Origin of the sequence: Hamadaea tsunoensis DSM 44101, assembly GCF_000428945.1 — a bacterium.
GTDB lineage: Bacteria > Actinomycetota > Actinomycetes > Mycobacteriales > Micromonosporaceae > Hamadaea > Hamadaea tsunoensis.
The window spans coordinates 109,638-126,379 of sequence record NZ_AUAX01000005.1; the positions used below are offsets into that span (position 1 = coordinate 109,638).

Genomic DNA, 16,742 nt, shown 5'->3' on the forward strand with positions numbered 1-16,742 from the left:
CCGGGGGCGCCCTGCGAACGAGCGGGGGCGTCCCCGGTCGCTTACTCTTGGCGGCATGGGCATGGCGGCGGCGCCGGTGTTCTACACCGGCATCCTTTACTGGCTCAACGTGGCGATCGACCTCGTGGCGATCGTCATCGAGGCCTGGGCGTTGATCCACTGCATACGGCAGCGGCCGGACGCCTTCGCGGCCCTGGGAACGATCGCCAAGGGCGGCTGGATCGTCATTCTGGTGCTGGCGCTGCTGATCACCGCGCTGTTCGGCGTCTTCGGCGGGGTGTTCCTGCTCGGCCTCATCGGCCTCGGCTTCGCCGGCTACTACCTGCTGCAGGTGCGGTCGGGCTTCCGAGATCTCATGGAGGGCCGCTGGTGAACCAGTTCCGCTGGCCACCGCCCCCCGACGGCACGCCGCGGCGGGTCCGGCCACGGTACGCGGCGCCCCGCTCGGCCCGGCCCGCGCCGCTGGCCGCGGCCACCGAGCTCGTGGCGACACCGCATGGGGTCACCCTCGAACGCCTGGTCACCGGCATCGGTGATCCCGTCACGATCTTCGCGCACGGCCTCGCGCAGGGCATCGCCGAGACCCGCGTCTACGGCAGCGGCGTCACCGGCCGCCGCGTCTTCTTCCAGTTCCGCGGGCACGGCCGCTCGGACGCGCCGGAAGCCGGCTGGACCTACGCCGACCTCGCCCGCGACCTGCGGACGATCGCCGATCTGTCCGGCGCCACCCGCGCGCTGGGCGTGAGCCTCGGCGCCGGCGCCCTGTGCCGGCTGCTCGTCGAGTCGCCGAACCGGTTCGAGCGGCTCGTCTTCGTCCTGCCGGCCGTCCTCGACCACCGGGGTACGCCGGCCAGCCGCGACCGCATCACCACCCTGCTGGAGGCGCTGGCCAGCGGCGACATCGGCCAGCTCGCCAACCAGCTGGTCGCCGAGGTCCCGAAGACGTTCCGCAACGCGGCACCCGGCTGGGCGTACGTGCGGCAGCGGCTGGACTCGCTCCTGCGTGACGGGCTCGCCCCCGGCGTCGCGGCGTTCGCCGAGCAGACGGCCGTGGCCAACGCCGCCGTGCTGTCCAGCGTGACCGCTCCGGCCCTGGTCATCGGCTGTCTCGGCGACGAACTGCACCCGGTCTCGGTGGCCGAGGAGCTGGCCGCGGTGCTGCCCGGCGCCGAGCTGCAGATCTACCAGCGCCCGGCTCTGCTGTGGACGGAGCGCGCCGACCTCCGCGAACGGATCACGTCCTTCCTCAACCAGTGAGGGCCGGTTCCCGCCCCGGGTAGGCGTACGCTGCGGTCTCATGGGTGTCACGCGCCACGGGCGTACCGACCGGCTGGACCTGCTCGACCCGACCCTGCGCGAATGGGAGTGCACCGTTCTCGCGTCGGACGCCGAGGGCATCGTGCTCGACCGGTCGGCCTTCTACCCGGGCGGCGGCGGCCAGCCACCGGACCACGGCGTACTGCTGTGGAACGGGGTGCAGACCCGGATCGAGGGCACCCGCAAGGGCGACGACCTGTATCTCCTGCCCGCCGAGGGCGCCCTCCTCCCGCCCGTCGGTACGCAGGTCACCGGGGCGGTCGAGGACGAGCGGCGGACGCTGCTGATGCGTACGCACTCCGGCCTGCACGTGCTCTGCGGAGTGGTGTTCCGCGACTTCGGTGCGCTGGTCACCGGCGGCAACATGGAACCCGGCGAGGCCCGGATGGACTTCAACCTGCCCGAGGTGCCGGGCGACTTCAAGGCCCGCCTGGAAGAGCTGGTCAACGCCGAGGTCGCGGCGGACCGCCAGGTCGTCACGAAGGTGCTCGGCCGGGACGAGGCGCTCAGCCTGCCCGACATCATCCGCACCCAGTCCAACCTGATCCCGGCCGACGAGCAGGAGATCCGCATCGTCGACATCGTCGGGCTGGACGTTCAAGCCGACGGCGGCACCCATGTGGCGTCCACGGCGAGCGTCGGTCAGGTCCAGGTGCTCAAAGTGGAGAGCAAGGGCAAGGCCAACCGGCGGGTACGCGTACGCCTCGTGTGACGGTATCTTCGCCCCCATGGTGGCGAAGCCGGTGTCGCAGTTCTCGACGGGAGTACGCCTTTTCGCGCGGGGGCTGAAGGTCTACGGCCGCAGTCCGGGCCTGGTCCTGCTCGGCATCGTGCCCGCGCTGATCACGCTGCTGCTGTTCGCGTTCCTCTTCGGACTGCTCGTGTACTTCGTGGACGACCTGTCCGCGGACGTGACGTGGTTCGCCGACGACTGGTCCGACGGATGGCGTACGGCGATCCACATCGCGGCCGGCGTCGGGCTGATCGGGATCGCCCTGCTCGTCTGGGTCGTCTCGTTCACGGCGGTCACCCTCGTCATCGGCGAGCCCTTCTACGAGAAGATCTCCGAGCGGGTCGAGGCCCATCTGGGCGGCGGCCCCGGCGAGGTCAGGTCCGGCTTCTGGAAGGAACTCGGCCGGGGCATCCGGGACTCGATCCGGGTCACGGCGCTGTCGGTGCTGATCGGCGTACCGCTGTTCCTGTGCGGCTTCATCCCGGTCGTCGGCCAGACCGTCGTGCCCGTGATCGGTGCTCTCGTCGGCGGATGGTTCCTGTCGGTCGAACTCGTCGGCGTCGCCTTCACCCGTCGCGGCCTGCGGATGCGGGATCGGCTCGCCCATCTGCGTACCCGCCGCTGGACGGCCCTGGGCTTCGGGGTGTGCGTCTTCCTCTGCTTCCTGATCCCGCTCGGCTCAGTCCTGATCATGCCCGCCGCCGTGGCCGGCGGCACTCTCCTGGCCCGCGAAGTCCTCGACGAAGCCTGACGCCCCCCGTCTTGCGACGATCTTGCGCGAATGTTCGGGCATATCGGGTACTTCGGACGAAATTTGAGACATTCGCGCAAGATCGTCGGGTGAAGGGGGAGGGTGCTAGACGCCGACCAGGCGTGCGTGCTGTGCGGCGTCGGCCTCGACTGCCGGCATACCCGTCGCCTTGAGCAGATTGAACACGGCCGCGTCCGCGCTGGCCGCGACTCCGGCCGCGCCGAGGCTGAGGTGGTCCGACCGCATCATCGAGATCCACTGCGCCGACGAGATCAGCAGCGGCCGGGCATTGCTCAGGCACCCGTCCCGGTCGAGTTCCTCGCGCAGTACGCCGATCCCGTCCGCCAGCGTGTCGAGTGCCTGCGGCAGTGGGGACGGGACGTGTTCGCCCGCGCGGAGGATGCCCCACCAGGCGTGTTCGGCCACGCCGCGGATGTTGCGGACGGCGTCCCCGATGTTCGCCGCCGTACGCGTGTACGCGGTCAGATCCTGCCCGGTGGACCACTTGATCAGGAAGGCCGAGCGGCGGACCTGGAGCAGCACTTCGTCGAGGCGGTGCAGGCCGGCGTCGGTGCCGACCAGGGAGTAGACGGCGGCCCCGGCCGTCGGCGGATCCTGCCGGCGCAGAGCGGTCGAGACCGCCCGGATGTTGCCCGCCAGTTCGGACAGCAGCGGGTCGATCGCGGTGTTGACCAGGCGTACGGGAGATCGGGGTGTGGTGAACCATGCGACGCCGATGGCTGTGGCGGTGCCGATCGCGGCGTCGATGAGCACGTGCGGCGTACTCCAGGAGGGGCCGACGACGGCGGTCAGGAGTGCGCCGATCACGACGCCGAACGACATTTCCACGGCGCGCCGGTGGTGGCGCGCGCAGATGAGCTCCATGGTCGCGACGGCGAGCAGGGGAGCGAAGACGGGGAAGCCCGTGTGGCCGAGGAGCAGGGCCAGGCCGCTGGAGATCACCACGGCCAGCAGGATCTGCCAGGCGATGGGCCGGATGACCGGCCAGGCGTCGCGGACGATGGGCAGGATGCCGCGGCGTGAAGCGTCGCCGGTCGGTACGCGCGGTACAGAGGCAGACATCGGCTGCAAACCTCCTCGCGGGGTCGCTGCGGTGCAGGGTGAACCGAGCGCGACGCTGCGCGGGGTGATCTGACCAGTCTCCGCGCTTTGCCCGGCTCGTCCAGGGTTTTTGGGGTAGATGTGGTTTAGCTGGCATTCGGCGATCTACGACGCTCTGTCGTTGTTTCGCCTCACACTCAGGAAAAACCAGCTCATTCACAGGAGGCTCACAGCGCCGCATTGGATGATGCAGTACGGGCGATCAGTTGTATCTGACAGAGACGCCCGGCTCGATCGAAGGCGACCGGCCGGCGCTCTCGCCCAGACCACACCGACAGGAGTGATCGTGCACAGCCACAACGGGCTCAAGACGGCCGCGCTGCTCGGCCTGCTCTCCGCCCTCATCCTGGGCGTGGGCTACTGGATCGGCGGCAGTACGGGTTTCGTCATCGCCATCGTCCTCGCCCTCGGGATGAACGGCGTCAGCTACTTCTTCTCCGACAAGATCGCGCTGCGCTCCATGGGCGCCCAGCCCGTCTCCGAGGCGGAGTTCCCGGCGCTGTACCAGATGGTGCGCGAGCTGTCCCAGCAGGCGGGCAAGCCCATGCCCCGGCTGTACGTCAGCCCCACCTCGCAGCCCAACGCCTTCGCGACCGGCCGCAACCCGCAGAACGCCGCGGTCTGCGTCACCTCGGGCATCACCCAGATCCTCGACTACCGCGAGCTGCGCGGGGTCATCGGCCATGAGCTGTCGCACGTCTACAACCGCGACATCCTGATCTCCAGCGTGGCCGGCGCGCTCGCCAGCATCATCACGATGCTGGCCAACCTCGCCTGGTTCATCCCGCTCGGCGGCGACGACGAGGACGGCCCCAATCCGGCCGTGTTCCTGCTGATGCTGATCCTCGGCCCGCTGGCCGCGTCCATCATCCAGCTCGCCATCAGCCGCAGTCGCGAGTTCCAGGCCGACGAGTCGGGCGCCCGGCTCGCCGCGGACCCGCTCGCGCTCGCCTCGGCCCTGCGCAAGATTCACATGGGTACGCAGCAGATGCCCCTGCCCGCCGACGCCGGGCTGACGAGCACCGCACACCTCATGATCGACAACCCGTTCCGGGGCGGCGGCATCGCGAACCTCTTCTCCACGCACCCGCCGATGGAGGAGCGCGTACGCCGGCTGGAACTCATGGCCGCCAATTCGGGACCGGTGCAGTACCTGCGGTGACCCTCGTTCACCGAAAGAGGCGGTCCGCTCCGGCGGGCCGCCTCTTTCCGATGTGATCTCGATCGGCCGCCCTTGGCCGGAAGCTCCCTGCTGGGATAACGTCGCTATATCGGACCTACCGGGCTTATTGCCCGGGAAGGTCCTTTCTTTGTGGCTCCAGGAGGTGACCGATGTTCAGGCAGTACGCGATGGTGTGGCGGATCCCCGGGGCGCGGGCGCTCCTGGTCGTGGGCGCGTTCGCCCGCCTCGGCATCGGCATGACCTCGCTGGCCCTGCTCCTGCTCGTCCAGCACGCCTCCGGCTCGTACGCCGCGGCCGGCCTGGCCAGCGGGGCGTACGCGCTGGCCGGAGCGGTGCTCAGCCCGCTCGCCGGTCGCCTGGCCGACCGGTTCGGCCCGTCTCCGGTGCTCCTCGCGACGGCGGTGGCGCACCCGGTCGCGCTGTTCCTGCTCATCCTGGGCGGCGGCTCGGGCTGGCCGGTGATCGCCCTGAGCGCGCTGGCCGGGGCGACCTATCCGCCGCTGACGGCCGCCATCCGGGGTGCGTGGGCGACGCTCACCGAACCCGCCACCGGCCGAGCCGCGCTGCGCCCGACCGCGCTGGCCGCCGAGACCTCGATCTTCGAGATCGTCTTCGTGGTCGGCCCGCTGCTCGTCGCGGCGGCCATCGCGCTGCTCGGCCCGGCCTTCGCGCTCGGCGTGAGCGCATTCGTGACCCTCACCGGCACGCTGATCGTGGCCACGCGGCCGGTCATGCGTACGTTCACTCCGCATGCCGTCGAGCACCGCGCCTCCGGGCTGGGACCGCTGGGCGTCACCGGATTCCCGGCCCTCCTCGCCTGCGTGGCCGGCATCGGCACGGCCTTCGGCATCGTGAGCGTGGCCGTCCCCGCGTACGCGTCCGCGAGTGGATCGGCAACGCCGGACACCCTGGCTGCGGTCCTGTTCGCGGTCTGGAGCACCGGCAGCGCGATCGGCGGCGTCTACTTCGGTACGCGCCGCCCGGCGATGACCCTGCCCCGCCAGTTCGCCTGGCTGCTCGGCGGGGTCGGACTCAGCATGGCGATCCTCGCGGTCATGCCGACCCCGGTCGCGATGGGAGTCGCCCTCGTCCTCGGCGGCGCCACGATCGCACCCGCGCTGACCGTCGAGAACTCGCTCATCGGGCGGATCTCGCCGGGCGCGATGCGCAACGAGGCGTACACCTGGGGCGTCACCGTGAGCGTCTCCGCCAGCGCGGTCGGGGCCGCCGTCGCCGGCGCGCTCGTCGACCACCAGGGCGGCGTACCGGTGGCGTTCCTGCTGGCGGGGTTCGCGGTCGCGGTCGCGGCGGCGATCACCGCGCTGCCGAAGGGATCCATCGCCCGGGCGGCGGCGGCCGAGGCCTGAGGTTCTCAGCCGGGCCGGTCGCGCAGGACCTGATGCCGTACATGGCAAGAGCCCCGGTTCGCGTCTCCGCGAGCCGGGGCTCTTCGTGCTGTTGGTGGCGGGTGAAGGGTTCGAACCTTCGTAGCTTTCGCGACGGATTTACAGTCCGTTCCCATTGACCACTCGGGCAACCCGCCAAAGCACTGCCGCAAGGCTTTCACCGGGGTGTTGGCCGTGCGACTCAGCAAGGATAGCGGCATGCCCCCGGGTTCGTGCAACCGGGTTGGCGTATCCGGGTGGCGACGGGGTGTCCGCCCGGACACCCGCGCCGGATAGGCTGATGAACCGTACATATCTCCAATCGGGTCAGGCGGCCGGCGTACGCCGGTGGCCGTGGGTGCGAGGAGGGGGCCGATGGCCGCCAATCCGTCGTTCGACATCGTGAGCAAGGTCGACCGCCAGGAGGTCGACAACGCGCTGAACCAGACCGAGAAGGAACTGGGTACGCGGTTCGACTTCCGGGGCACCGGGGCGGCCATCGCCTGGGCCGGCGAGGAGGGGGTCACGATCACGGCGGAGACCGAGGATCGGGCCAAGGCCGCGCTGGAGGTCTTCAAGGAGAAGCTCGTCAAGCGGAACATCTCCCTGAAGTCGCTGGACGCGGGGGAGCCCAAGTCCTCCGGGAAGACCTACAAGATCGACTGCAAGATCGTTCAGGGGATCGACCAGGACAAGGCCAAGGCGATCTCGAAGAAGATCCGCGACGAGGGCCCCAAGGGCGTACAGGCGCAGATCCAGGGCGATCAGTTGCGGGTCACCGGCAAGAAGAAGGATGACCTGCAGGAGGTCATCGCCTTGTTGAAAGGGGCTGACCTCGACGTAGCCCTGCAATTCACGAACTACCGTTGACAAAAACTACTAAATGGGTGACTGTGGAGAATGTCGGCCGGGCAGGGGTAGTACCCTCGGCGGCATTTACCGGCTGAACGGACGAAGCTCCGCGAGTCGGCCCGCGCACCCCTGCGGTTGGGGCTTTCCTTGACGAGCGTTAGTGTGGCAATATCCCTTGAACCCCTATGCCTTATTGCACACGGGACGTGAGTCAGGAGTCGTCGATGAGCGCTAAGAAGCTTCGCCGAGCGGTGGTTCTCGGCATGCTCGCCGCGACCGTGGGCGGAACGGCCCTGAGCGTGGCGCAGGCCGGTGTCGCCCAAGCCGCACCCACCGTCGGGACGGCCCGCGCGGACGTGACCCCCGCCGCGTCGTCCGGCCGCGAGGAGATGTTCAGTCTCCAGGAAACCATCTGGGATTGATGCGGGCGGTGCGCTGACGCCGTGAGCCGATTGAGGGAGCATCCGGGTGGCGAGAAATGTCCGGCCCGTCCGTAGAAGTTCGGAACTGAGCTGGCTCGTCACCGGCCCCATGGCTCTCATCTCCGTCATCCTCTCGTTCGTCATTGCGGCGCGAGTGGAACCGGCTGCCGGTAGATGGTTGCTGGGCGCCGCATTCGTGGGCCTGTTCGTCGCCGCCGAACTGGCGCCGCTGAAATTCCAGGTGCGGCGCAACATCCTCTCGTTCTCGCTGAGTGAGATCCCACTCCTGCTGGGCCTGGTGTACCTGCCGCCGATCACCCTGATCGTGGCGCGGGTCCTCGCGAGATCGCTCGTCCGCAGCCCGTTCGGCCTGCCGCCGGCCAAGAGCGCCTTCAACATCTCGTCCTCCGCGCTGACCGCCGTCTCCGCCGAACTCGTCGTCACCGCGTTCTGGCCGCTGAACGCCATGCGGCCCGAGAGCTGGCTGGTCCTGGCCGTCGCGGTGCTGCTCGGCGCGGCCGTCTCGTTCACCTCGACCGCCGGCGTCGTGAGCCTCGTCCAGGGCCGGATGTCGTCCCGCGAGCTGATCAACGCGGCGCTGCCGAGCCTCATGGTGGCGCTCACCAACATCACGATCGGCCTGTCGATCCTCGTCCTGCTCCAGCAGGGCCCGTGGGCGCTGTTCCTGCTCGCCGCGCTGGTCGGCTGCTTCATGTTCGCGTACCGGTCGTACTACGGATTCATGCGGCAGCACACCACGCTGGCGGACATCTACGACATCACCCGCGACATCGCCGACACGCCCCACGACGGGACGCTGAGCGACGTCCTGCTGACCCGCGTACGCGCCCTGCTCAAAGCGGAGTACGCGACGTTGTGGCTGCCCGGTCAGGGCCGCCATCCGGAAGTCCTCCTCACGGCCAAGGAGGACGCGCTTGGCCTGATTGACGTGGTCAAGACGCCGGAATCGCTGCGCAAGCAGGCGCTCGAAGGCGGCGAGACCGTGGCGGTCGGCGACGGCTTCGGCGAGAACGACCAGCTCGGCGAGGTACGCGCGGCCGGGGCCAGCGACGCGATCGTGGTCCCGCTCAAGGCCGGCAACGCCGTCATCGGCACCCTGGAAGTGGCCAACCGGCTCGGCGACACCGTCAAGTTCGGGCCGCCGGACGTGCAGCTGCTGGAGGCCGTCGCCGCCCACGCCGCCGTCGCCGTCGAGAACTCGCGGCTGGTCGAACGGCTGCGCTACGACGCGTACCACGACGGGCTGACGGGGCTGCCCAACCGGCGCCGGGTCACCGCCGCGCTGGAGGAAGCCGTCAAGATCCGGGCTCCGGGCGAGGTCGTCGGCGTGCTCTTCTTCGACGTGGACTCGCTGCGCGACGTCAACGACTCCCTCGGGTACGCCGCCGGCGACCGCCTGATCGCCGAGGTCGCGAACCGGCTGCGGGCGGCCGCGCCACCGGCGGCGCTGGTCGGCCGGGTGACCGGGGACGAGTTCGTGGTGACGCTGCGCCTGCCGAGCGCCGAGGCGGCCGTCTCGCTGGCCACGAGCCTGCGCAAGCAGTTGCAGCAGCCGCTCGGATTCGGGACCCTGACGCTGGACGTGGACACCGCGGCCGGCGTCGTGGTGCACCCGGATCACGGGACCGATCCGTCGACCCTGCTCCAGCGCGCCGAACTGGCCACGCATGCGGCGAAGTCGAGCGCGAACGGCGTACAGCTGTTCAGCCTGGGCATGGAGTCCCGCTCGGTACGCCGCCTCGGCCTCGCCGGCGATCTGCGGCGGGCGCTGGACAACAACGAGCTCGAGGTCTACTTCCAGCCGAAGGTGGACCTGCGCGACCGGCACCTGGTCGGCGTGGAGTGCCTGGCCCGCTGGGAGCACCCGACGCACGGCTCGGTCGCCCCGGAGGACTTCGTCGCCGTGGCGGAGCACACGGGCCAGCTGGGCCGTCTCACCGAGGCCGTGATGCGCGAAGGCCTCAAGCGGGCCCGCGAATGGGTCGACGCCGGCCGGCCGCTCGGCGTGGCGGTCAACCTCTCCGCGAAGACCCTGATCGACACGGACTTCCCGGGCCGGGTGGACGAGTTGCTCCGCGAGTTCGGCGTCTCGCCGGACCGGCTGACACTGGAGATCACCGAGGACGGCTTCGTCGGCGAGGAGGACCGGCCCCTGCCGACCCTGCGCCGCCTCTACGAACTCGGCGTACGCCTGTCGGTCGACGACTTCGGCACCGGCTACTCGTCGCTGTCCTACCTGCGTCGCCTGCCCGTGCACGAGGTGAAGATCGACCGGTCGTTCGTGCAGGGCATGGCGACCGACGCGGGCGACCTCGCGATCGTGCGGGCGGTCGTCGACATCTCCCGCCACTTCGGGCTGGCCGTCGTCGCCGAGGGCGTCGAGAGCGAGCTCACGCTGGATCTGCTGGCCGAGATCGGCTGCGACATCGGCCAGGGCTTCCTGTTCAGCCGCCCGCTGCCGTACGAGCGGCTGGAGGCGTGGCTGGGTGCGCGTACGGACGCCGAACCGTCGCCGACGGGGGAGCTCCGCCGCTTGCGTGCGGTCGGCTGAGACCCGCCCGCACGACACCGCAATGGCTACGCCGAACCCGATTTCGCGGAATCCAGGGCGCCGTGTACTCTTACCAAGGCGCGCGCCGCAGTAGCGATGCGCACGCCCCCTTAGCTCAGTCGGCAGAGCGTCTCCATGGTAAGGAGAAGGTCTACGGTTCGATTCCGTAAGGGGGCTCTCCGGGTCGAAGGACCCGCGCCCAGCGGTGTAGCTCAGTTGGTAGAGCAAGCGGCTCATAATCGCTGTGTCGCCGGTTCAAGTCCGGCCACCGCTACTTGAGCGTGGTCACATTGTGACTCGCTCTTTTGCGTTTCGGAAAGTACCGCCCTACGCTGGAGCGTCGGGAAGTCTGTAGTTCGTTTGAGGAAGGCACTGCTGTGGCCAAGGCGACTGACGTACGTCCAAAGATCACCCTGGCGTGTGTGGAGTGCAAAGAGCGCAACTACATCACGAAGAAGAACCGTCGCAACGACCCGGACCGCATCGAGCTGAAGAAGTTCTGCCCGCGCGACGGCAAGCACACCCTGCACCGCGAGACCCGCTGATCACGGCGGTCCCGCCAGGGATCTGATCTTTCGCCAGGCCGGCCCTCCAATGGGGTGCCGGCCTTCGGCATGTCCGCGATCAGTACGCCGTGGGCCGCGAAGTGCATCCCGCGGACGTGTGAACGATCGTAAGGGACACGATTTCGTAACGACATGTGCTGATACGCGTACGATGAGGCGGTCGCTCGGATCCGGAATTTCGAGCGGTGATCGGTACGCATCGACGCCATGGCGAGGTGTCGAAGCGAGTCCCTGATGCCTAGGACTCGTACGCCGGGACTGGTCAGCAGGTCTGAGTTGGCAAGCGGTCCGGCTACCCGTACACTGGTCCGCCGTGGGGTTGAGTGACTCCTGTCTGGTCGCCTGCGCGGCCGGATGGGTGAACTTCCCGCGAAGGGGTGTGGCGCAATTGGTAGCGCAGCGGTCTCCAAAACCGCAGGTTGCAGGTTCGAGTCCTGTCGCCCCTGCGGCTTGAAGCCTTCCTGGTAAGCCCGGTTAGCGTGGCCCGGTGGCCCTTCGAAGCCAACCGGTCCGGATCGGGTGAGGCTTCAGGTCAGCGTGACCGAGTGCGCACGTTGCACTCCCACCCCCGCGACACGGAAGTAGGGCGAAGTGGCCGAGAGCAATCGACGTGGCGAGGGCGCCGCGGCTGAGCACGTCGACGACGTGTTCGACGACGCTGTCGACGACGACGCCCAGCTGTTCGAGGACGAGTCCAGCACCGAGGAGAAGCCCGCCAAGGCCGGTAAGTCCGGCAAGTCCGAGTCGAAGTCGGCGTCGGACAAGGGCGGCAAGCGCTCCGAGAAGCAGGGCTTCCTGGGCCGTCTGGGGAGCATTCCCCGGCGGATCTGGTTCTTCTTCCGTGAGGTCATCGGCGAGCTTCGCAAGGTCATCTGGCCGACGCGCAAGGATCTGCTGACCTACACCGCTGTCGTGGTGGTATTCGTTGCGATCATGATGACGCTCGTCGGCCTCCTCGATGCGGCTTACGCCTGGGGTGTGTTGCACATCTTCGGCAACGGCACTAAGTAATCCATATCGACGGAAGTGAGCGAGCGTGGCTGAGTACGACGAGACCGCCGTGGCCGACGAGGTCGAGGACGACGTGAACGACGTCGCCGACCAGGTCGAGTTGCCGGTGGCGGACGCCGACGCTCCCTTCGATCCGGTGGCCGAGCTGCGGCAGAAGCTGCGGTTCGCCCCTGGCGACTGGTATGTCGTCCACTCGTACGCCGGTTACGAGAACAAGGTCAAGACGAACCTGGAGACGCGGATCACCAGCCTCGACATGGAGGATTTCATCTTCCAGGTAGAGGTGCCGACGCGCGAAGAAGCCGAGATCAAGAACGGCAAGCGCCAGGTCGTGACCAACAAGGTCTTCCCGGGCTACATCCTGGTACGGATGGATCTGACGCCTGAGTCCTACTCCTGTGTGCGTAACACGCCGGGGGTCACGGGCTTCGTGGGCGCCACCGATCGCGCCGACCGCCCCGCGCCGCTGAGCCTCGACGAGGTGCTCAAGTGGCTGGCGCCGGCCGTCGCCGCCGAGCCGGGCAAGAAGGTCAAGCCCGAGGTCAAGGTTCTCGACTTCGAGGTGGGCGACTCGGTCACGGTGACCGACGGCGCGTTCGCCTCGCTCCAGGCCACGATCAACGAGATCAACGCCGATCAGCAGAAGCTGAAGGTGCTTGTCTCGATCTTCGGTCGGGAGACGCCGGTGGAGCTCAACTTCAACCAGGTGTCGAAGATCTAGCAGCCCGGTGCGGTCGATCGGATCGACTGGCGTTACCATGGAATGTCCGGCCTGCGTATAGGCGTGCTGACCGTGCGCGCCTTCGGGCCGGTCCGGTGAAAACCACCCCGGTCAGGCTGCGGGAGCAGTCTGCCCATACAGCCCAGGAAGAGACATGCCTCCGAAGAAGAAGAAGATCGTCAAGACGTTCACGCTTCAGCTGAAGGCAGCGTCGGCGACTCCGGCTCCGCCGGTCGGTCCCGCGCTCGGTCAGCACGGTGTGAACATCATGGAGTTCGTCAAGGCGTACAACGCCGCGACCGACTCGATGCGCGGTGACGTGGTTCCCGCGCAGATCACGGTGTACGAGGACCGGACCTTCACGTTCGTGCTGAAGACGCCGCCCGCGGCCCAGCTGCTCATCAAGGCGGCCGGGATCCCGAAGGGCTCCGGCGTCCCGCACAAGGAGAAGGTCGGCAAGGTCAGCGGCACGCAGCTGCGCGAGATCGCCGAGAAGAAGATGTCCGACCTGAACGCCAACGACATCGACCAGGCGATGAAGATCATTGCCGGTACCGCCCGCTCGATGGGCATCACCGTCAGCGAGTGACGGGCTCCATTCCCGCACTTTGAGTGGCAGAGCCGAAGGCTCGACACAGACCACAGGAGAAGCAGCAGACATGCAGCACAGCAAGGCTTACAACAAGAGCGCGGAGAAGATCGACCGCGCCAAGCTCTACCTCCCCGCCGAGGCCATCAAGCTGGCCAAGGAGACGACCACCGTCAAGTTCGACGCCACGGTCGAGGTCGCGATGCGCCTCGGCGTCGACCCGCGTAAGGCGGACCAGATGGTGCGGGGCACGGTCAACCTCCCGCACGGCACCGGCAAGACCGCTCGCGTGATCGTTTTCGCGGTCGGCGAGAAGGCCGCCGAGGCGCAGGCCGCCGGCGCCGACGTTGTCGGCAGCGACGACCTGGTCGCCCGCATTCAGGAAGGTTGGCTGGACTTCGACGCGGCCATCGCCACGCCGGACCAGATGGCCAAGATCGGCCGGATCGCGCGGATCCTGGGCCCGCGCGGCCTGATGCCGAACCCGAAGACCGGCACCGTGACGGTGGACGTCACGAAGGCCGTCAACGAGATCAAGGGCGGCAAGATCACCTTCCGGGTGGACAAGCACTCGAACCTGCACCTGATCATCGGTAAGGCGTCCTTCACCGCGGAGCAGCTGATCGACAACTACGCGGCCGTCTACGACGAGGTCGCTCGGGCGAAGCCGTCCGCGGCCAAGGGCGCGTACATCCGGAAGGTCACCGTCGCCACCACGATGGGTCCCGGTGTCCCGGTCGACCCGAAGGTGACGCGGAACTTCCACGACACCGCCGAGGTGTGATGCGCGCCGGTCGTCGTGACCGGTCGAAGAACAGAACCTCGTAGGAATTGGACAGAGGCTTGAGCTCCCCCGTGGCGCTCAAGCCTCTGTCGCTTTTTCTACAACATGGGTGCGACATTTCTAGCCAAGATCAAATTCTTGAATTCAAGATTTTTTATTTCCCGGGTTCGCCGATTTCGCTTTCGCTCCTTCTGCGGGAGAACGGTTCTGCCCCCGGGGCCTCTCTGCCGCCTGAAACCGTTCCTGTATCGCGGGTGGGGTGGGCCAGGCGTGATCGAAAGCGGCTGTGATGTAGAGATCCGGCCCAAGGCCACGATGGCTCGGATGTAGGAGACGGCCCCTGGCTACATCGCAGCCGCAAACGATCAAGCCGACGACGGCCAGAGCTGCATCTCGGCCGCCAACGATGATCGACTGGCAGGCGCGCCTGGATGTCCAAGTCCGACAGTCGCGACTAAGTGTGGGGGCAACCGCTCCGGAGCGGTCGAAGGAGGCCGGCCGGAAGGGCAAGGCGGCGGGCTCAAGGGAAGGGCGAGCTCAAGGGAAGAGGGCAGCCCGGTTCGGCTGTCGGGACTGCTCACCCCCAGCCTTTGTCGCGACTGTCCGATATGTTCGGCCAGCAGCTACGGCCAGCGGTGATCGTTTACGGCTGAGGTGTGAGAACGGCCTCCCGCTGCATGATTGTTTACGGTTCTGGAGCACCTTGATGGCCGCTGGGTGCACCTGGCGCGTAAATGATCATGCAGAAGGGTCGGAAAATGCGCCATATCCGTCAACGATCACGAGATCAGCAGCGTCGTCTCGTGGGCCGGAAGATCGTTCCCGCATCGCGGACACTGCGCGGCCGCAGGGCGGTTCGGAGTGGCGGCAGGGCGCCTCGGTCGTGATCCACAGCGGTTGAGATGTAAAAACCGCCTCTTCGCCCAAGATCCAAAGCGCCTCAGATGCAGGAAATCGGCCCCCTGCCTACATCCCCACCGCAATGGATCGAGGGAGTGGACCCGGAAACTACATCCCAGCCGCAAACGATCACGGTCGAGCCTGCCCCGCCGAACCCGTTTCGGACACTCGCGACAAAGGCCAAGCGGGCCGAAGCGAACCGCCGTCCCTGATCCCCAGCGTATCGACGATCTTGCGCGAATGTCCGGGTATATAGGGCGCTCAGGACGAAAATCGAGACATTCGTGCAAGATCGACCCGGCGACCCGGCGACCCGGCGACCCGGCGACCCGGCGACCCGGCGGCCCGGCGACCCGGCGACCCGGCGGCCCGGCGGCCCGGCGGCCCGGCGGCCCGGCGACCCGGCGCCCAAGTCGGACAGTCGCGACAAAGGCCGAACAAGGTGCGGCGAAGGTCGAACGGGGGAAACGGTGACCTGACCGCGGAGAAGGATGCGTCGCCCCACTCAGATGGCAGTGAGGCCCCCCAGGGCCGAACGGTCTCCCGCGCGAGGAGCGGAGGTGAGATCGACGGACCCGGGAAATGAAGATCGTGATCTGCCTGATTTGGCGGAAGAGCCCCTTCCCGGATACGCTGACTGCAGTTTCACCCATAGACCGCTGGTCACCGCCGAGCAATCGGTGGTCGAAGGGTCCGCAGGAGTGCGGACGGCCCGCGCAGGATGGACGGATTTGCTCCCGGCGCCGCCGCGCGTCGAAGTAGCCCCGTGCGCTTGCGCCGGGGCGTTTTGTTTTTCCGCGTGGACCACCAGCTCGTAGTTACGAGAGAGGAGGGACATGGCGGACAAGCCGATTCGGGCCGACAAGGCGGGCGCGGTCGCGGAGCTCACGGAGAGCTTCAAGAACTCGCCGGCTGCCGTGCTGACCGAATACCGCGGCCTCACCGTTGCTCAGCTCACCGCGCTGCGCCGTGCGCTGGGGAAGAACGCGTCCTACACGGTCGCGAAGAACACCCTGGCGAAGCGCGCTGCGAGTGAGGCGGGCATCGAGGGTCTCGACGCGCTGTTCTCCGGTCCTACCGCGCTCGCCTTCGTTTCCGGTGACCCCGTCGAGGCCGCGAAGGGTCTGCGCGATTTCGCGAAGGCCAACCCGCTCCTCGTCATCAAGGGCGGCGTTTTCGAGGGCAAGGCGATCTCGGCGGCCGAGGTCACCAAGATCGCTGATCTGGAGTCCCGTGAGGTGCTGCTGGCGAAGCTCGCCGGCGCGATGAAGGCGAACCTCAGCAAGGCCGCGGCCGTGCTGCAGGCTCCCCTGTCGAAGACCGTTCGCACGGTCGCCGCACTGCAGGACAAGCGCGCGCAGGAAGGTGCCTGAGCCCCTCGGGTTCGGCACTCCGGTTCACGATTTTTCAGTAGTTTGAGAAAGGACGCCACATTATGGCGAAGCTGAGCACCGACGAGCTCCTTGAGGCCTTCAAGGAGATGACGCTGATCGAGCTCTCCGAGTTCGTGAAGCAGTTCGAGAGCACCTTCGAGGTCACCGCCGCCGCGCCCGTCGCGGTCGCCGGCGTGGCCGCCGCTGCCGCCCCGGCCGAGGCCGCGGAGGAGCAGGACGAGTTCGACGTCGTCCTGGAGAACGACGGTGGCAAGAAGATCCAGGTCATCAAGGTCGTGCGTGAGCTGACCGGCCTGGGCCTCAAGGAGGCCAAGGACCTGGTCGAGGCCGCCCCCAAGGCGATCCTCGAGAAGGTCAACAAGGAGACGGCCGAGAAGGCCAAGGGCAAGCTCGAGGCCGAGGGCGCGGGCGTCAAGCTCAAGTAAGTTCTCTGCCGAAAG

The 16,742-nt window shown here is 68.0% G+C and carries 17 protein-coding genes and 4 tRNA genes; 19 read left to right on the plus strand and 2 right to left on the minus strand.

Features of this window, described 5'->3' with window-relative positions:
* Positions 1 to 55 precede the first annotated feature (55 nt).
* The 4 genes from G401_RS0110515 to G401_RS0110530 are packed head-to-tail and all read left to right on the plus strand — an operon-like array spanning position 56 to position 2,801.
* Entirely contained in the window at positions 56 to 373 is a 318-nt protein-coding gene (locus tag G401_RS0110515; RefSeq protein ID WP_051366465.1) for a DUF2516 family protein, read from the plus strand.
* The gene (locus G401_RS0110520; RefSeq protein WP_034591231.1) at positions 370 to 1,257 is read left to right on the plus strand and encodes an alpha/beta fold hydrolase; all 888 of its coding nucleotides are present in this window, start codon (positions 370 to 372) and stop codon (positions 1,255 to 1,257) included. Before G401_RS0110515 ends, G401_RS0110520 begins: the two co-directional genes overlap by 4 nt.
* 40 nt (positions 1,258 to 1,297) lie before the next feature.
* Positions 1,298 to 2,029, plus strand: coding sequence for an alanyl-tRNA editing protein (locus G401_RS0110525; RefSeq protein ID WP_027342486.1), 732 nt, complete (start codon positions 1,298 to 1,300; stop codon positions 2,027 to 2,029).
* Between the two features lie 16 nt (positions 2,030 to 2,045).
* Positions 2,046 to 2,801, plus strand: a complete 756-nt coding sequence (locus tag G401_RS0110530; protein ID WP_034591232.1) for an EI24 domain-containing protein — start codon at positions 2,046 to 2,048, stop codon at positions 2,799 to 2,801.
* 105 nt (positions 2,802 to 2,906) lie between these two features.
* On the opposite strand, the gene G401_RS0110535 is transcribed toward G401_RS0110530, so the two are convergent.
* On the minus strand, positions 2,907 to 3,884 hold the full coding sequence (locus G401_RS0110535; protein ID WP_027342488.1) for an aromatic acid exporter family protein: 978 nt from the start codon (positions 3,882 to 3,884) through the stop codon (positions 2,907 to 2,909).
* Between the two features lie 319 nt (positions 3,885 to 4,203).
* Here G401_RS0110535 and htpX point away from each other — a divergent pair, with 319 nt between their 5' ends.
* On the plus strand, positions 4,204 to 5,085 hold the full coding sequence (htpX, locus tag G401_RS0110540; RefSeq protein ID WP_407636846.1) for a zinc metalloprotease HtpX: 882 nt from the start codon (positions 4,204 to 4,206) through the stop codon (positions 5,083 to 5,085).
* 170 nt (positions 5,086 to 5,255) lie between these two features.
* Positions 5,256 to 6,473, plus strand: a complete 1,218-nt coding sequence (locus G401_RS0110545; RefSeq protein WP_027342490.1) for an MFS transporter — start codon at positions 5,256 to 5,258, stop codon at positions 6,471 to 6,473.
* 92 nt (positions 6,474 to 6,565) lie between these two features.
* On the opposite strand, the gene G401_RS0110550 is transcribed toward G401_RS0110545, so the two are convergent.
* Positions 6,566 to 6,649: transfer RNA gene (locus tag G401_RS0110550), tRNA-Tyr, on the minus strand.
* A gap of 217 nt (positions 6,650 to 6,866) precedes the next feature.
* Here G401_RS0110550 and G401_RS0110555 point away from each other — a divergent pair.
* From G401_RS0110555 to rplL, 13 genes are all read left to right on the plus strand, one after another.
* On the plus strand, positions 6,867 to 7,361 hold the full coding sequence (locus G401_RS0110555; RefSeq protein WP_027342491.1) for a YajQ family cyclic di-GMP-binding protein: 495 nt from the start codon (positions 6,867 to 6,869) through the stop codon (positions 7,359 to 7,361).
* 206 nt (positions 7,362 to 7,567) lie between these two features.
* A complete protein-coding gene (locus G401_RS0110560) occupies positions 7,568 to 7,765 on the plus strand; it encodes a hypothetical protein (protein WP_157545582.1) in 198 nt (65 codons plus the stop codon).
* Between the two features lie 109 nt (positions 7,766 to 7,874).
* The gene (locus G401_RS0110565; protein ID WP_211240723.1) at positions 7,875 to 10,337 is read left to right on the plus strand and encodes a putative bifunctional diguanylate cyclase/phosphodiesterase; all 2,463 of its coding nucleotides are present in this window, start codon (positions 7,875 to 7,877) and stop codon (positions 10,335 to 10,337) included.
* Between the two features lie 104 nt (positions 10,338 to 10,441).
* Positions 10,442 to 10,514: transfer RNA gene (locus G401_RS0110570), tRNA-Thr, on the plus strand.
* Positions 10,515 to 10,538: 24 nt separating this feature from the next.
* A tRNA-Met gene (locus G401_RS0110575) sits at positions 10,539 to 10,611 on the plus strand.
* A 103-nt stretch (positions 10,612 to 10,714) separates the two neighbouring features.
* Entirely contained in the window at positions 10,715 to 10,882 is a 168-nt protein-coding gene (gene rpmG / locus G401_RS0110580; RefSeq protein WP_027342494.1) for a 50S ribosomal protein L33, read from the plus strand.
* A 394-nt stretch (positions 10,883 to 11,276) separates the two neighbouring features.
* Positions 11,277 to 11,349, plus strand: a tRNA-Trp gene (locus tag G401_RS0110585).
* Positions 11,350 to 11,494: 145 nt separating this feature from the next.
* A complete protein-coding gene (gene secE, locus G401_RS0110590; RefSeq protein ID WP_027342495.1) occupies positions 11,495 to 11,914 on the plus strand; it encodes a preprotein translocase subunit SecE in 420 nt (139 codons plus the stop codon).
* Positions 11,915 to 11,987: 73 nt separating this feature from the next.
* Positions 11,988 to 12,635, plus strand: a complete 648-nt coding sequence (gene nusG, locus G401_RS0110595; protein ID WP_245601694.1) for a transcription termination/antitermination protein NusG — start codon at positions 11,988 to 11,990, stop codon at positions 12,633 to 12,635.
* Positions 12,636 to 12,789: 154 nt separating this feature from the next.
* Positions 12,790 to 13,224 carry a 50S ribosomal protein L11 gene (gene rplK, locus G401_RS0110600; RefSeq protein ID WP_027342497.1) on the plus strand — a complete coding sequence of 145 codons (435 nt, stop codon included), beginning with the start codon at positions 12,790 to 12,792 and terminating at the stop codon, positions 13,222 to 13,224.
* 70 nt (positions 13,225 to 13,294) lie between these two features.
* Positions 13,295 to 14,008, plus strand: a complete 714-nt coding sequence (gene rplA, locus G401_RS0110605; RefSeq protein ID WP_027342498.1) for a 50S ribosomal protein L1 — start codon at positions 13,295 to 13,297, stop codon at positions 14,006 to 14,008.
* 1,736 nt (positions 14,009 to 15,744) lie between these two features.
* Positions 15,745 to 16,281, plus strand: a complete 537-nt coding sequence (gene rplJ, locus G401_RS0110610) for a 50S ribosomal protein L10 (protein WP_027342499.1) — start codon at positions 15,745 to 15,747, stop codon at positions 16,279 to 16,281.
* A 62-nt stretch (positions 16,282 to 16,343) separates the two neighbouring features.
* On the plus strand, positions 16,344 to 16,727 hold the full coding sequence (rplL, locus tag G401_RS0110615) for a 50S ribosomal protein L7/L12 (RefSeq protein WP_027342500.1): 384 nt from the start codon (positions 16,344 to 16,346) through the stop codon (positions 16,725 to 16,727).
* Positions 16,728 to 16,742: the final 15 nt, after the last annotated feature.

Excerpts from the sequence above, each read along its gene's own strand:
- G401_RS0110515 (WP_051366465.1), top strand. The coding sequence starts at position 56 with ATGGGCATGGCGGCGGCGCCGGTGTTCTACACCGGCATCCTTTACTGG.
- G401_RS0110525 (WP_027342486.1), top strand. The coding sequence starts at position 1,298 with ATGGGTGTCACGCGCCACGGGCGTACCGACCGGCTGGACCTGCTCGAC.
- G401_RS0110530 (WP_034591232.1), top strand. The coding sequence starts at position 2,046 with ATGGTGGCGAAGCCGGTGTCGCAGTTCTCGACGGGAGTACGCCTTTTC.
- G401_RS0110535 (WP_027342488.1), bottom strand. The coding sequence starts at position 3,884 with ATGTCTGCCTCTGTACCGCGCGTACCGACCGGCGACGCTTCACGCCGC.
- G401_RS0110545 (WP_027342490.1), top strand. The coding sequence starts at position 5,256 with ATGTTCAGGCAGTACGCGATGGTGTGGCGGATCCCCGGGGCGCGGGCG.
- G401_RS0110555 (WP_027342491.1), top strand. The coding sequence starts at position 6,867 with ATGGCCGCCAATCCGTCGTTCGACATCGTGAGCAAGGTCGACCGCCAG.
- G401_RS0110560 (WP_157545582.1), top strand. The coding sequence starts at position 7,568 with ATGAGCGCTAAGAAGCTTCGCCGAGCGGTGGTTCTCGGCATGCTCGCC.
- G401_RS0110565 (WP_211240723.1), top strand. The coding sequence starts at position 7,875 with ATGGCTCTCATCTCCGTCATCCTCTCGTTCGTCATTGCGGCGCGAGTG.
- rplK (WP_027342497.1), top strand. The coding sequence starts at position 12,790 with ATGCCTCCGAAGAAGAAGAAGATCGTCAAGACGTTCACGCTTCAGCTG.
- rplA (WP_027342498.1), top strand. The coding sequence starts at position 13,295 with ATGCAGCACAGCAAGGCTTACAACAAGAGCGCGGAGAAGATCGACCGC.
- rplJ (WP_027342499.1), top strand. The coding sequence starts at position 15,745 with ATGGCGGACAAGCCGATTCGGGCCGACAAGGCGGGCGCGGTCGCGGAG.
- rplL (WP_027342500.1), top strand. The coding sequence starts at position 16,344 with ATGGCGAAGCTGAGCACCGACGAGCTCCTTGAGGCCTTCAAGGAGATG.